This is a genomic window from Pandoraea pulmonicola, assembly GCF_000815105.2.
GTDB classification, from domain to species: Bacteria; Pseudomonadota; Gammaproteobacteria; order Burkholderiales; family Burkholderiaceae; genus Pandoraea; species Pandoraea pulmonicola.
Window position 1 is genome coordinate 1,437,966 of the sequence record NZ_CP010310.2, and the last position, 13,842, is coordinate 1,451,807.

Annotated in this window: 14 protein-coding genes; 8 read left to right on the forward strand and 6 right to left on the reverse strand. The window is 65.7% G+C overall.

The features are described 5' to 3' along the window. Positions 1-148: 148 nt before the first annotated feature. A complete protein-coding gene (locus RO07_RS06505) occupies positions 149-1,090 on the reverse strand; it encodes a CysB family HTH-type transcriptional regulator (protein ID WP_039409127.1) in 942 nt (313 codons plus the stop codon). Between the two features lie 133 nt (positions 1,091-1,223). Here RO07_RS06505 and RO07_RS06510 point away from each other — a divergent pair, with 133 nt between their 5' ends. The 5 genes from RO07_RS06510 to cobA all read left to right on the forward strand — a co-directional run bounded on the left by RO07_RS06510 (position 1,224) and on the right by cobA (position 6,198). After that, on the forward strand, positions 1,224-2,000 hold the full coding sequence (locus RO07_RS06510) for a sulfite exporter TauE/SafE family protein (protein ID WP_039409129.1): 777 nt from the start codon (positions 1,224-1,226) through the stop codon (positions 1,998-2,000). 116 nt (positions 2,001-2,116) lie between these two features. Continuing rightward, a complete protein-coding gene (locus tag RO07_RS06515) occupies positions 2,117-2,833 on the forward strand; it encodes a phosphoadenylyl-sulfate reductase (RefSeq protein ID WP_052267536.1) in 717 nt (238 codons plus the stop codon). Positions 2,834-2,962: 129 nt separating this feature from the next. Then, a complete protein-coding gene (cysD, locus tag RO07_RS06520) occupies positions 2,963-3,910 on the forward strand; it encodes a sulfate adenylyltransferase subunit CysD (protein WP_052267072.1) in 948 nt (315 codons plus the stop codon). 100 nt (positions 3,911-4,010) lie between these two features. Next, positions 4,011-5,312, forward strand: coding sequence for a sulfate adenylyltransferase subunit 1 (locus RO07_RS06525; protein ID WP_039409131.1), 1,302 nt, complete (start codon positions 4,011-4,013; stop codon positions 5,310-5,312). A 94-nt stretch (positions 5,313-5,406) separates the two neighbouring features. After that, a complete protein-coding gene (cobA, locus tag RO07_RS06530; protein WP_052267073.1) occupies positions 5,407-6,198 on the forward strand; it encodes a uroporphyrinogen-III C-methyltransferase in 792 nt (263 codons plus the stop codon). A 96-nt stretch (positions 6,199-6,294) separates the two neighbouring features. Here cobA and RO07_RS06535 read toward each other — a convergent pair whose 3' ends face one another. From RO07_RS06535 to lptF, 3 genes are read right to left on the reverse strand one after another with little or no spacing between them, the layout of a single operon-like run. Next, positions 6,295-6,675 carry a sirohydrochlorin chelatase gene (locus tag RO07_RS06535; RefSeq protein ID WP_039409133.1) on the reverse strand — a complete coding sequence of 127 codons (381 nt, stop codon included), beginning with the start codon at positions 6,673-6,675 and terminating at the stop codon, positions 6,295-6,297. Between the two features lie 10 nt (positions 6,676-6,685). After that, on the reverse strand, positions 6,686-7,825 hold the full coding sequence (lptG, locus tag RO07_RS06540) for an LPS export ABC transporter permease LptG (protein WP_039409136.1): 1,140 nt from the start codon (positions 7,823-7,825) through the stop codon (positions 6,686-6,688). Next, positions 7,825-8,952, reverse strand: a complete 1,128-nt coding sequence (gene lptF, locus RO07_RS06545; protein ID WP_039409138.1) for an LPS export ABC transporter permease LptF — start codon at positions 8,950-8,952, stop codon at positions 7,825-7,827. The genes lptG and lptF overlap by 1 nt, the downstream gene beginning before the upstream one ends. Positions 8,953-9,044: 92 nt before the next feature. On the opposite strand from lptF, the gene RO07_RS06550 reads away from it, so the two are divergent. The 3 genes from RO07_RS06550 to RO07_RS06560 are packed head-to-tail and all read left to right on the forward strand — an operon-like array spanning position 9,045 to position 11,322. Beyond that, complete coding sequence (locus tag RO07_RS06550) at positions 9,045-10,556, forward strand: leucyl aminopeptidase (protein ID WP_039409140.1); 1,512 nt, start codon at positions 9,045-9,047, stop codon at positions 10,554-10,556. After that, a complete protein-coding gene (locus RO07_RS06555) occupies positions 10,553-10,969 on the forward strand; it encodes a DNA polymerase III subunit chi (RefSeq protein WP_039409143.1) in 417 nt (138 codons plus the stop codon). Before RO07_RS06550 ends, RO07_RS06555 begins: the two co-directional genes overlap by 4 nt. A gap of 2 nt (positions 10,970-10,971) precedes the next feature. Then, entirely contained in the window at positions 10,972-11,322 is a 351-nt protein-coding gene (locus tag RO07_RS06560) for a DUF2486 family protein (protein WP_052267074.1), read from the forward strand. Between the two features lie 123 nt (positions 11,323-11,445). Here RO07_RS06560 and RO07_RS06565 read toward each other — a convergent pair whose 3' ends face one another. Both RO07_RS06565 and ilvD read right to left on the reverse strand, forming a co-directional pair. After that, positions 11,446-11,817: a c-type cytochrome gene (locus RO07_RS06565; RefSeq protein WP_052267075.1), complete on the reverse strand. Its 372-nt coding sequence runs from the start codon at positions 11,815-11,817 to the stop codon at positions 11,446-11,448. A 204-nt stretch (positions 11,818-12,021) separates the two neighbouring features. Next, positions 12,022-13,695: a dihydroxy-acid dehydratase gene (ilvD, locus tag RO07_RS06570; protein ID WP_039409146.1), complete on the reverse strand. Its 1,674-nt coding sequence runs from the start codon at positions 13,693-13,695 to the stop codon at positions 12,022-12,024. Between the last annotated feature and the right edge of the window lie 147 nt (positions 13,696-13,842).

A 13,842-nucleotide genomic window follows, 5' to 3' on the forward strand; every position in this document is an offset into this window, starting at 1 on the left:
CGTTTGCGCGGGTTTCGGGACGCGAATGTGGCAGGGCCACGATCGTCACGGCGCGCTGCGCGTCAGCCGCCCGCGTGCCTCGGCGGACGCGTCCGAAGGGGCGCCCCACTATATATAGAGAGGCATCGTCAGGCATGCCCCGCGGCGATCAAAGCTCGTAATTCTCGTGTTCGCCACGCAGCGCCTGCTCCACGAGCTTGCGGGTGAGGATCGGCGAGAGCAGTTCGACCATGGTGAAGACGTAGCCGCGTAGATACGCACCCTGCTTGAGCGCGACGCGCGTGACGTTCGTGCCGAACAGATGCCCGACCTGGACGGCGCGCAGGTTGCGATCGCGCTCGGGGTCGAAAGCCACCCCCGCCAGAATGCCTACCCCCAGCCCCAGTTCCACATACGTCTTGATGACGTCGGCGTCGATCGCCTCGAGCACGATGTCCGGCTGCACGTGGCGCAGCGCGAACGCCTGATCGATCTTGGCGCGCCCGGCGAACTGCGGGTCGTAAGTGATCAACGGGTACTTGGCGAGATCCTCGATGCCGACCGACGACAGTTGCAACAGCGGATGGTCCGGCGGTACCACGGCCACGTGCTGCCATTGGTAGCAGGGCAGCGACACCAGGTCCTTGTAGCCGGCGATGGCCTCGGTGGCGATGGCCAGATCGGCCTGGTCATGCAGCACCATCTCGGCGATCTGCGTCGGGCTGCCCTGGAGGATCGACAGTCGCACCTTCGGGAAGCGCCTCTTGAACTCGGCCACCGCGTGGGGCAGCGAATACCGGGCCTGCGTGTGCGTCGTGGCAATGGTGAGGCTGCCCTGATCCTGGGCGGCGTAGTCCTTGCCGATCCGTTTAAGGCTTTCCACCTCGAGAAGGATGCGCTCGACGGACTCGAAGATGATGCGCCCCGGCTCCGTCAGGTTACGGATGCGCTTGCCGTGCCGGGCGAAGATGTCCACCCCGAGCTCTTCCTCGAGTTCGATGATCGCCTTGGAAACCCCCGGCTGGGAAGTAAACAGTGCCTTGGCGGCCTCCGTCAGATTGAAGTTCTGGCGGACGGCCTCGCGAACGAAACGGAATTGATGCAGATTCATTTGTATAACTTTAGAAAATATACAAACAATTTTTAATTCGTTTGAAGTATATAGCCTTTTCATTACAGTGGGTGCCACTGTTTCGATAACGTTATTCCCATCAGGCATTTAGACCCCACCAGGAACGTCATTCATGTCGCTGTGGCTCGAACCCATTTCCGGATTTGGCGTCGGCCTGCTGGTTGGCCTGACCGGTGTGGGTGGCGGCTCGCTGATGACGCCCCTGCTGACGTTGCTGCTGGGCTATGCCGCGCCGGTCGCGGTCGGCACCGATCTGGCGTTTGCGGCCATCACGAAGAGTTTCGGCACCGTGGCGCACCGTGCGCACGGCCACGTGAAATGGCGCATCGTGCGTCTTCTGATCCTCGGTGCGCTGCCCGCGGCGCTGGTGATGATCCTGACGCTCAAGCGCCTGGGCGGGATTGACGACGGCGCGTTGCACGTCATCAAGCTGACGATCGCCGCTTCGGTCCTGCTCACGGTGCTCTCGCTGCTGTTCCGCGCGAAGCTGCTCGCCACGCTGCGCGCCCATCCGAGCTGGCAACTGACCGGATTTGCACAGGTCGCGGCGACCGTGCTGGTAGGCGCGGTGATCGGCGCGCTCGTCACGATTTCCTCGATTGGCGCCGGCGCCGTTGGCGCGACGCTGATCCTGATGCTGTACCCGCAATTGGAGCCGGCCGAAGTCGCCGGTACCGATATCGCCTATGCGGTGCCGCTCACGGCCATTGCCGCGTTGGGTCATATCTGGCTCGAGACGGTGCACTGGGCGCTGCTCGGCAGTCTGTTGATTGGCTCGCTGCCCGGCATCTGGCTGGGCGCGAAGCTCGCCCGCCACTTGCCCGAGCGCATCGTGCGCGGGGCGCTGGCGGCGACGCTCACGCTCGCGGCGGTGAAGCTGGTCGGCTGACACCCCACAAAACACAAGGAGTTCGCGACATGCGAAACGAAACACGTCCCGACGCCGCTGTCCAGGCGGCACAGGCCGCCGTGCCGTTGACCGCCGCCGATGCCGAGCATCAGGACATGGCGCTGCTCGACGAAATGGAAGCCGTGCTGGCCGAGCGTCTTGCGCGCATCGCGGGCTCGCATCGCAACGTGAAGTTCGCCAGCAGCCTGGCCGCCGAAGACATGCTCATCACGCACGTGATCCTGCGTCAGCAACTGCCGATCACCGTTTTCACGCTCAATACCGGGCGTCTGCACGCTGAGACGCTGGGCATGATCGATCGCATCAAGTCGCGCTACGGCTATGACGTCGTGCAGTACGCACCGCAAGCCGAAGCTGTCGACGCGTACGTTGCCGAGCATGGCGCGAATGCCTTTTACGAAAGCGTGGACCTGCGCAAGGCGTGCTGCCAGATCCGCAAGGTCGAGCCGCTGGGGCGCGCCCTGGCCGACGCCGACGCGTGGCTGACCGGCCAGCGTCGCGAGCAGTCCGTCACGCGCGGCGAGCTGGCATTCGCCGAGCATGACGACGCGCGTGGCATCGCGAAGTACAACCCGCTGTTCGACTGGACCGAGGCGCAGGTGTGGGCGTATCTGACGGCACGCGATGTGCCGGTCAATCCGCTGCACGCGCGCGGCTACCCGAGCATCGGCTGCGAGCCGTGTACGCGTGCCATCCGCCCCGGTGAAGACAGCCGCGCCGGACGCTGGTGGTGGGAGTCGCGCGACAGCAAGGAGTGCGGCTTGCACGCGAGCAACTTGAGCAGGATCCCGGTCTCGGTGCAGTCGAGCTGACCGCCACCGAGCGCCCCCGGGCAAGTGGATCCTGCAACGGCAGGACAAATGAGGATGTGACGCCCCCACTGCGCACATCGCAGCAAACGGAACCACAGAGTCAACGCAATCGTAAAGGAAGGGAACACTATGGGTGCGATGCACGAAGTCGCGCAGGCCAACGGCGCGCGCATGGATCATCTGGACTGGCTCGAGGCCGAATCGATGTACATCCTGCGCGAGGTGGTGGCCGAGTGCCGCAAGCCGGCGCTGCTGTTCTCGGGCGGCAAGGATTCGGTCGTGGTGCTGCACCTGGCGCTCAAGGCGTTCGGCCTCGGCCCGAATCGCAAGACCGTGCTGCCGTTCCCGCTCGTTCACATCGACACCGGCCACAACTATCCGGAAGTGATCGAGTTCCGCGACCGCCACGCCAAGGCGCTCGGCGCGGAACTGGTCGTCGGCCATGTGGAAGATTCGATCCAGCGCGGCACGGTGCGTCTGCGCCGCGAGAACGACTCGCGCAACGCGGCGCAGGCCGTGACGCTCCTCGAGACGATCGCCGAACACGGTTTCGACGCGATGATCGGTGGCGCGCGCCGCGACGAGGAGAAGGCGCGTGCCAAGGAGCGCATCTTCTCGTTTCGCGACGAATTCGGTCAATGGGATCCGAAGGCCCAGCGCCCGGAACTGTGGCACCTGTTCAACGCGCGTCTGCACAACGGCGAGCACCTGCGCGTATTCCCGATTTCGAACTGGACCGAACTCGACGTGTGGCAGTACATCGCCCGCGAGAAGCTCGATCTGCCGTCGATCTACTATGCGCACCAGCGCGAGATCGTGCGCCGCAACGGCCTGCTCGTGCCGGTCACACCGCTCACTCCGAAGCAGGACGGCGAGTCGAGCGAGTACGCGTCGGTGCGCTTTCGCACGGTCGGCGACATCAGCTGCACGTGCCCGGTGGCCAGCGTCGCCGCCAGCCCGGTGGAGATCATTGCCGAGACGGCCGTGACCGACATTACGGAGCGTGGCGCCACCCGCATGGACGATCAGGCGTCCGAGGCGGCGATGGAGCAGCGCAAGAAGCAGGGGTACTTCTGAAGCCGCGACGCATCGCCTTCATCCCTACGTTCAGAAACACCGGTCCGACGGGCGCGCCGCATCACCGCGCCGGGGGCCTCGCAATCGAGTGGAATAGATCATGAGCCTCACCCCGCATCAGGAAGACCTCGGCGTGCTGCGTTTCATCACGGCGGGCAGCGTCGACGACGGCAAGAGCACGCTGATCGGCCGCCTGCTGTACGACAGCAAGTCGGTGCTGACCGACCAGCTCTCCGCGCTCGCGCGCGCCAAGCACAAGCGCACGGCCGGCGAAGACATCGACTTCTCCTTGCTGACGGACGGTCTCGAAGCCGAGCGCGAGCAGGGCATCACCATCGACGTCGCCTATCGTTATTTCACGACCGCGCGCCGCAAGTTCATCATCGCCGACACGCCGGGGCACGAGCAGTACACGCGCAACATGGTCACGGGCGCCTCGACGGCGCACGCGGCGATCATTCTTGTCGATGCCACGCGCGTGACCGAAGTCGACGGCCGCACCGAATTGCTCGCGCAGACGAAGCGCCATAGCGCGATCGTGAAGCTGCTCGGCCTGCAACACGTGATCGTCGCCATCAACAAGATGGACCTGGTCGACTACAGTGAGGCGACGTTCGACGCCATTCGTGCCGCCTACCTGGAGCTGGCACACCGCCTGGGTCTGGAAGACGTGCGTTTCGTGCCGGTCTCGGCGCTCAAGGGCGACAACATCGTGTACGCCAGCGAGCGCATGCCCTGGTACCAGGACGAGCCGCTGCTCGACATGCTCGAATCGCTGCCCGTGGCGCAGTCGGGAGGCGAGCTGCGTTTCCCGGTGCAACTGGTGGCGCGTCAGGACGGCTCGCATGCCGACGACTTCCGTGGCTACATGGGCCGGGTCGAGTCGGGCACGGTGCGTGTGGGCCAGGCGCTGCGCGTGCTGCCGGCCGGGCGCACCGCGACCGTGGCCGAGATCGTCGGCCCGCGCGGGCTGCTCGAGGAAGCGTTCGCCGGACAGTGCGTGACGATCCGGCTGGCGGAAGATGTCGATGTGTCGCGCGGCGACACGTTCGTGACGGCGGAGTCGGCACTGGCGCCGTCGCGCAAGCTGTCCGCCGACGTCTGCTGGTTCGACGAGGACGCCCTCGCACCGCAGCGCAAGTACTTGCTCAAGCAGGCGACGAGCACGGTGTACGTCAAGGTGGGCAGCGTCGATACGGTGCTCGACGTGAGCACGCTGTCGCACGGCACGGACAAGACGACGCTCGCCATGAACGACATCGGACGCGTGCAGCTGAGTCTGCAAAAGCCGGTCGCCGCCGACACGTATGACGCCAACCCGGCCACGGGCGCGTTCGTGCTCATCGACGAAGCGACGCACCACACCGTGGCCGCCGGCATGATCCGCTCGCTCGCGGCGTAATCGCGCTCTTCGCACACACCGCTATTTCCCGCAATTCCGGACGCACGGCTCCCGCGGAGGGGCTGGTGTCCATCCCCTCGAGAACGGCCGCATCATGACGACGACGCATTCGAAATCCGCTTCGGCACCCGGCAAGGTGTACCTGGTTGGCGCCGGCCCCGGGGCGGCCGATCTGATCACGGTGCGCGGCGCGCGTCTGCTCGCCGCGGCGGATGTCGTGCTGCACGACGCCCTGGTCGAGCCCGAGATGCTCGCGCTTTGCCCGCAGGCAAAGCGCGTCGCGGTCGGCAAGCGTTGCGGCAGGCATTCGAGCGCGCAACACTTCATCAACAAGCAACTGATCGATCACGCCCGCACGTACGCGTTGGTGGTGCGTCTGAAGGGCGGCGATCCGATGCTGTTCGGGCGTGCCGACGAAGAACTGCGCGCGCTCGAAGACGCCGGCATCGACGTCGAAGTGGTCCCCGGTATCACGGCGGCGCTGGCCAGCGCGGCGGCGCTCGGGCGCTCGCTGACGCTGCGCGGCGTGGCGCGCAGTGTGGCCTTCGCCACGCAAAGCCGTGCACCCGAATCGGCCGAGATCACGGCGCAGGCGTCGGCGGACTCACTCGTTTATTACATGGGACGCGACGCGGCGCAACGCATCGCGGGCGAGTTGATCGATGCCGGCAAGCCGGCGAGCACGCCCGTGGCGATCGTGGAAGCCGCGACGACGACGCGCGAGCGCCGTGCGCTGCTGTCGCTGGGAGAATTGCGCGATGGCGTCGCCTCGTCATGGTTCGATGCCGCGCAGCCGAGCGTACTGCTCATCGGTGAAGTGTTTGCAGGCGCCGACGCGCAACTCATCTCACAGCTCTCGGAGCAGGCCACGCGCGAGGCAGCTTGAGCGGGGGCTGAACGGGCGAGCTGAACGGTGCGCCGATTTGACGGCCTGTGTCGCGTCGGCTCGGCCGAATGCCGGAGATCTGCCGCGGCGCAGCGCTCAGGTGCGATCGAGCTCGCTGGCGCAGAAGGCGGCGAGGGCTTGCAGCACCGAATCGTCCTCCCCTGCGGGGACGCTCACACGCAGGGTCAAGCCGGGGTGGGCCTGACGGCACGCATCGACGAGGACCGGCAGGTCGCGCCGCACGTGCCCGCCCTGGCCGAGGAACACCGGCACCACGGTGACGGCGCGGCAGCCCTCGGCGGCGAGCTCGGCGACGGCGTCGCCCAGACTCGGTGTCATCAATTCCAGATAGGCGAGACGCACGGCGGCGTCCGGGCGCTGCGCACGCAACGTCTCGCGCAGTCGCTCGAACGGCTCGGCCCAACGCGGATCGCGTGAGCCGTGGGCGAAGAGGACGATGCCGGACGGGCCGTTCATGTGCGCGTGCTCAATGCTTGTCCACCCAGCGCAACGCCGCGATGGCGAGCACCAGATAGAGCAGGGATGGCAATGCGGCGGTGAACCATGCCGGCCAGGTATTGAGCAACCCCAGGTGCGAGAACAGGTTGTTGAGCAACTGGAAGCTCATGCCGAGCATGATGCCGCCGAACACCTTCAGACCGATCGCGCCGGCGCGCGCATGCAGGTAGGCGAACGGCAGTGCCAGCGCCATCATCACGAAGACGGCAAACGGGTACAGCAGCTTTTGCCAGAGCGCGAGGCTGTAGCGATCCGTGTTCTGCTGGTTTTCCTTCAAATGCCCGATGTACTGGTACAGGCTACCGATGGCCATGTTGTCCGGCGAGACCATCAGCACGGACAGGATCTGCGGCGTGAGCTCGGAGCGCATCTGCACCGTGTCGATGTGCACCTGCTTGCTCTGCACCAGCGCGCGCAGCGGATCGGTGCTGGAGGTGGCGTCGTCGGCGGCGGTGAAGACCGTCTCCGATACGTCGGTGAGCTTCCAGTAGTTGGGCGGCTGGAATTGCCCCTTCTTCGCCAGGCGAACGCTGTCCAGGCGCAACGCCGCATCGAACTCGTAGATGCGCACGTCGGCAATGGTGTTGTCGGGATTGAGCGTGCCGACGTTGATGAAACGCGTGATGCGCGAACCGTTCTGGTCGACGGTGTCCTTGACCCATACGCCCGAGCGGAACCCCGCCGAGACCGAACTGCCCAGCGCTTCGAGACGGATCTTCTGGGCGAGCTGTTCGGCATTGGGCGCCACGTACTCGCCGATGACGAACGTGATCATCACGATGGGGAAGCCGATCTTGAGCAGCGAGCGCAGCGCCTGCCCGGTCGACAGACCCGAGACGCGAAAGATCGTGAACTCCGAGTTGCCGGCCAGTTGCGCGCAAACGTAGATGGCGGCAATGAGCGACGCGACCGGGATGATTTCGTACATGCGCTGCGGCGCGAACAGTAGCACATAGGCGAGCGCATGCTGGAAGCGGTAGCCGCCGCGTCCCACGTCGCCCAGTTCGCTCACCAGGTCGAAGAAGACGAACAGGCCCACGAACGCGAGCAGCACGAACAGGAACGCCAGATAGATCTGGCGCGCAAAGTACTTCTCGTAGACGCGCATCAGCGAACGCCTCCCGATGCACGCACCGCCGTATTCGTCGAATTGCGGCGTCGGCCGAACAGACCGCGGAAGCGCACCCGGCGCAAGTAGAGCAGCACGATGACGCACAGCGCCAGCGCGTGCAGCAGCCATATGCCGATGGCCAGCGGCAGGCGCTCCTGCGCCACATAAGCCTGCGACAGACTCAGCAAGTTGGTGTAACCGAGGTAGATGAGCACGGCCATGACGAGGTTGATCGTGCGACCGTGACGGGGGTTCTGGTAGGCGAGCGGCACGGCCAGCAGCACCAGCGAGAGCGCGAGCAGCGGCAGGCCGACGCGCCAGACGATTTCACCGCGGAAGATCGGGTTCTGGATCTCGCGCAGCAGGCGCATGGTGGGCACGCCCTTGGTCGGTGTGTTGTCGACCGGGGCGGTGGCCGGGTTGTCGATCTTCACACCGTAGCGCTCGAATTCCATCACGCGGTAGTCGGGCTGGCCCGGCAGGCCGTCATAGCGGCGACCCTTCTCCAGCACGATATAGCGGTTGCCGTCCTTGGCCACTTCGATATGGCCGTCCTTGGAGACGATCACGTTGACCTTGCCGTTCTCGGTGCCGGAGACGAAGACGTTGTGCACCTTGGTCGCGTCGGCCGATACCGTCTCGACGAAGAACACGCGATGGCTCGACGCGCTCTCACGGAACTGGCCCGGCGAAATCATGGAGACGTCGTCGCGCTGGGCGAAGCGGGTCTCGAGCGCGGAGATCTGCTGGTTGGCCCAGGGCCAGGCGACGAGCGCACAGAACGTGACGACGGCGAGATACGGCGCGGCGAAACGCAGCACCGGCTTGATGAAGTCGGTAATCGACAGCCCCGAGGCAAACCACACGACCATTTCGGAGTCGCGGTACCAGCGGGTCAGGACGAACAGGATCGAGACGAACAGCGTCACGATCAGAATCACGGCGAGGTAGCCGATCACGGCCAGGCCGATGAGCACGAGCACGTCGCGCGGATCGGCTCTCCCCGACGCGGCGAACCCCAGGATGCGGATCATCATGGTGGTGAGCATGACGGTGATCAGCACCATGAAGACGGCCCCGGCGGTGTAGTTCAGCTCGCGCTGCAGGGAACGCTGAAAAATCATGTGATGACGATTGGGGTGCTCTCGCGGTTGGGCGAGCGCAGAAAAAAAGCGGATAATTGCGGCTCGTACGAATTTTACCCGAGGAAAGCGCGATGGACTTTAGCACAAAAGCCTTCGATTCGACCAAGGCAGGCCAGGCCGGTCTTGCCAACGCAAAGACCGAGTGTCTGGTGGTCGGTGTGTTCGAGCAGCAGCCGCTCGCCGGTCTTGCCAAGGCACTCGACGCGGCGAGCAAGGGCCTGCTCGCACGCATGGTCAAGCGCGGCGAACTCGATGGCAAGCTCGGCAGCACGCTCATGCTGCACGAGGTCGCCGGCTGGAGCCCGGCGCGTGTGCTGTTCGTCGGTCTGGGCCGTGAGGATCAGCTCACGCAGAAGGGCTTCAACGAAGCCACGCGCGCCGCCGTGCGCGCCGTGCTCGCCTCGCGCGCCGCGGACGTCCTCTGGACGCTGCCGCAGGCGCAGGTCGCCAAGCAGGACACCGCCTGGGCCGTGCGCGCCTCGGTGCTCGCCCTGCGCGACGCCACCTACCGTTTCACGCAGATGAAGAGCAAGGTCGAGCCGGCCAACACGGCGCTGCGCAAGGTCGTCTTCGCCGTCGCGCCCGAGGATCTCAAGGGCGCCCGTCTCGCCGCCAGGCATGGCGACGCCATCGCCAACGGCATGGCGCTCACCAAGGACCTGGGCAACCTGCCGGGCAACGTCTGCACTCCCACCTATCTGGCCGACACGGCCCGCAAGCTCGCGCGCGAATTCAAGTTCAAGGCCGAGATCCTCGGGCCCAAGCAGATCGAGGCGCTCAAGATGGGGTCGTTCCTGTCAGTCGCCCGTGGCTCGGTCCAGCCGCCGCAGTTCATCGTCCTCAAGTATGAAGGCGGCACGGCCAAGCAGGCCCCGATCGTGCTGGTCGGCAAGGGCGTGACGTTCGACTCGGGCGGCATCTCGCTCAAGCCGGGCGAGGGCATGGACGAGATGAAGTACGACATGTGTGGCGCCGGGTCGGTACTCGGCACGATCCGCGCCGTCGCGGAGATGGGCCTCAAGCTCAACGTCATCGCCGTCGTGCCCGCCACGGAGAACATGCCGAGCGGTCAGGCGACCAAGCCGGGCGACGTGGTCACCAGCATGTCGGGCCAGACCATCGAAGTGCTCAATACCGACGCCGAAGGCCGTCTGATTCTGTGCGACGCGCTCACCTACGCCGAGCGCTTCAAGCCGGCGGCCGTGATCGACGTGGCCACGCTCACCGGCGCGTGCATCATCGCGCTGGGCCATGTGAACTCGGGGCTGTTCTCGAAGAGCGATACGCTGGCCGACGAACTGCTGGCCGCCGGACGGGCGACGGGCGACACGGCCTGGCGTCTGCCGGTGGAAGACGAGTATCAGGAACAGCTCAAGTCGAACTTCGCCGACGTGGCGAACATCGGCGGGCGTCCGGCCGGCAGCGTGACGGCGGCCTGCTTCCTGGCGCGCTTCACCGAGAAGTACGAATGGGCGCACCTGGACATCGCTGGCACCGCCTGGAAGAGTGGCGCGGCCAAGGGCGCGACGGGCCGTCCGGTGCCGTTGCTCACGCAGTTCCTGATCGATCGCGAAGCCCGGTGACACGCGTCGACTTTCACACCCACGTCGCGAACCGGCTCGATTATGCGTGCCGGTTCGCGCGCAAGGTCTACGGCGCCGGGCAGACGCTCGTCGTCGTGGGCGAGCCGGATATCCTGCGCGCGTTCGATCAGTCGTTGTGGACGTTCTCGGCGCTGGAGTTCGTGCCGCACTGCTTCGCGCGTGATCCGCTCGCGCCGCAGACGCCCGTGGTGCTGGCCGCGCCCGACGAGGAAGCGCAGCACCATCAGGTGCTGCTCAATCTGGCCGCGAGCGTGCCCACGCACTTCGCGCGCTTCGAGCGCGTGGTGGAGATCATTGGCGACGCGCCCGAGGAATTGTCCGGTGCGCGCGAACGCTACCGTTTCTACCGCGATCGCGGTTACACCCTGAACAACTACGACCAACGAGGCTGATCGTGACCCACGAGCCCGAGCGCACCGATCCCGGCATTCCCACGCTGACCGAAGTGCTCGCGCCCGGCGACGTCCCGTCTGCGCCAACGACCGCGCCGGCCACCGAGCGTGGCGTGCCGGCCGACGTCGCGGTCTTTGCGGAACGCGTGAGCGCACGGCTCACGCTGCAACTGGCCGACGAGATCACGACGATGGTCGAGCGCCGTTGTCACGATGCGCTGATCGATCAGACGTCCTGGCTCGTACAACTGATCGGCAAGCAGGTGGCCGACGCCCTGCAGGCACAACTGCCGGACAGGATCCGGCAGGCGGTCATCGACGAAGTGGCGAAGCAGTCCCGCTCGCAAGGGTAGGGCGTTCTGGCGTTCGGGCGATGACGGCGATGACGGCGATCAGGTGCGGGGTCCGGCCGGAGGCGGCCGGCTTGAGGCGGGCGAGAGCGCCGTATGCATCGGTTCAATGCCGTTCAAGGCAGTTCAACGCGTCAACCCGAGGATCCAGTGCGCCAGACGACTTGCCTCGTCCGGCGCCACCTGCGGACTGGCGGGCATCGGAATGTTGCCCCACTTGCCACGACTGCCCTCCGCAATGGAGCGCGTGATGCTGTCGGTCGCCTTGGGCTGTCCGGCATAGCGCCTGGCGATATCCCGATACGACGGCGCAAGCAGCGTGCGGTCCGTCGCATGGCACGTCATGCAGTTCCGCTCCCTGGCCAGTTTCTCGATCGCGCGTGTGTCGGTCGCATCGTTGGCGGAAGGGGGATTCGTCTGCGCGAACGCAGCGCTTGCCGCGACCATGAGTCCCGCACCGATCATCGCAGTCGCAGACTTGCCGGCAAATTCCTTCATTCGAGACCCGTATCCAGAGAGTGGTGCGTTGGTGTCGGCAGCAATATAGCATTTGTCCGTCGTCTCGCCGACGTTCCCCGGGACGGGCGATTTTCGCCGCCAGTGCAAGGTCGCAAACGGGGCGCATGCCCACGAAAAAACGACACGTCTGCCGTACGGACCAGACGTGTCGTCAGGTGCGGTGCGCGATGCCGCGCGGCCGGGTCAGCCGGTCACGGCACCCTTGTTGGCGGGCTGGGCCAACGCCGCGTATTTCGCCAGCACGCCACGGATATAGCGAGGGGCCGGCGCCTTCCACGCGGCGCGACGCCGTGCGAGTTCATCGTCGGGCACGTTGAGTTGCAACAGCAGCTTGTGCGCGTCGATGGTGATCGAGTCGCCTTCCTGCACGAGCGCGATGGTGCCGCCCACGAACGCCTCGGGCGCCACGTGGCCCACCACCATGCCCCACGTGCCGCCGGAGAAGCGGCCGTCGGTGATGAAGCCGACCGATTCGCCGAGGCCCTTGCCGATGATGGCCGACGTCGGCGCGAGCATTTCCGGCATGCCCGGGCCGCCCTTCGGGCCGAGGTAGCGCAGCACGAGGATGTCGCCTGCCTTGATCCTGTCGTCGAGAATCGCCTCCATCGCGCTCTGCTCGTCGTCGAACACGCGCGCCGGACCAGTGATGACCGGATGCTTCAGGCCCGTGATCTTGGCCACCGCGCCGTCTTCCGCCAGGTTGCCCTTGAGAATGGCGAGATGGCCTTCCTTGTACAGCGCGCGATCGATCGGGAAGATTACCTGTTGGTCCGGGCTCGGCATGGAGGGTACGTCCCTGAGTTCCTCGGCGAGCGTGCGGCCGGTGATCGTCATGCAGTCGCCGTGCAGCAGGCCTGCGTCGAGCAGAATCTTGAGGACTTGCGGAATGCCGCCGGCCTTGTGCAGATCCGTTGCGACGTACTTGCCCGACGGCTTCAGATCGCAGATGACCGGCACGCGGGCGCGAATGCGCTCGAAGTCCTCGATGCTCCACGCCACCTCGGCCGCATGCGCGATCGCGAGATAGTGCAGCACGGCGTTGGTCGAGCCGCCCGTGGCCATGATCAGCGCCACGGCGTTCTCGATGGACTTGCGCGTGATGATGTCGCGCGGCTTGAGGTCCTGCTTCACCGCCTCGATCAACACGCGCGCCGATTCGGCCGCCGAATCGACTTTCTCCTGATCGGGGTTGGCCATCGTCGACGAGTAGAGCAACGACATGCCCAGTGCCTCGAACGACGAACTCATCGTGTTGGCCGTGTACATGCCGCCGCACGATCCGGTCGACGGACACGCATTCTTTTCGATGCCCTTGAAGTCGGCTTCGGTCATGCGCCCGGCGGTGAATTCGCCCACGGCCTCGAACGACGAGACGATCGTCAGATCCTTGCCTTTCCAATTGCCCGGCTTGATGGTGCCGCCATAGACGTAGATGCCCGGCACGTTCATGCGCGCGAGCGCGATCATGCCGCCGGGCATGTTCTTGTCGCAACCGCCGATGACGACCACGCCGTCCATCCATTGCCCTTGCACGGCCGTCTCGATGCAGTCGGCGATGACTTCGCGCGAGACGAGCGAATACTTCATGCCTTCCGTGCCCATCGACATGCCGTCGGAGATGGTGGGGGTGCCGAAGATCTGGGGATTGGCCTGGTGGGTCTTGATGGCGTCGACCGCGGCGTCGGCAAGACGCTGCAGCCCCGCGTTGCACGGGGTGATCGTCGAATGGCCGTTGGCCACGCCGATCATCGGATTATCGAAGTCTTCTTCCTGGTAGCCCAGCGCGTAGTACATCGAGCGGTTGGGCGAACGCGCCACGCCTTGCGTGACATTGCGCGAACGACGGTTGAATGCCATGACGTCTCTCTCCTGTGGGGATGCGCCACGCCACGGGCTGTCGCAACGTCGCGCATAGGCGTTGTTGTATCACGCTGGGATGCCAGCAGCACGTCGGGGTCCCAGCGTGCCGCTCATGCTTGTCGCCTCACCGCTTGACCACTGCCC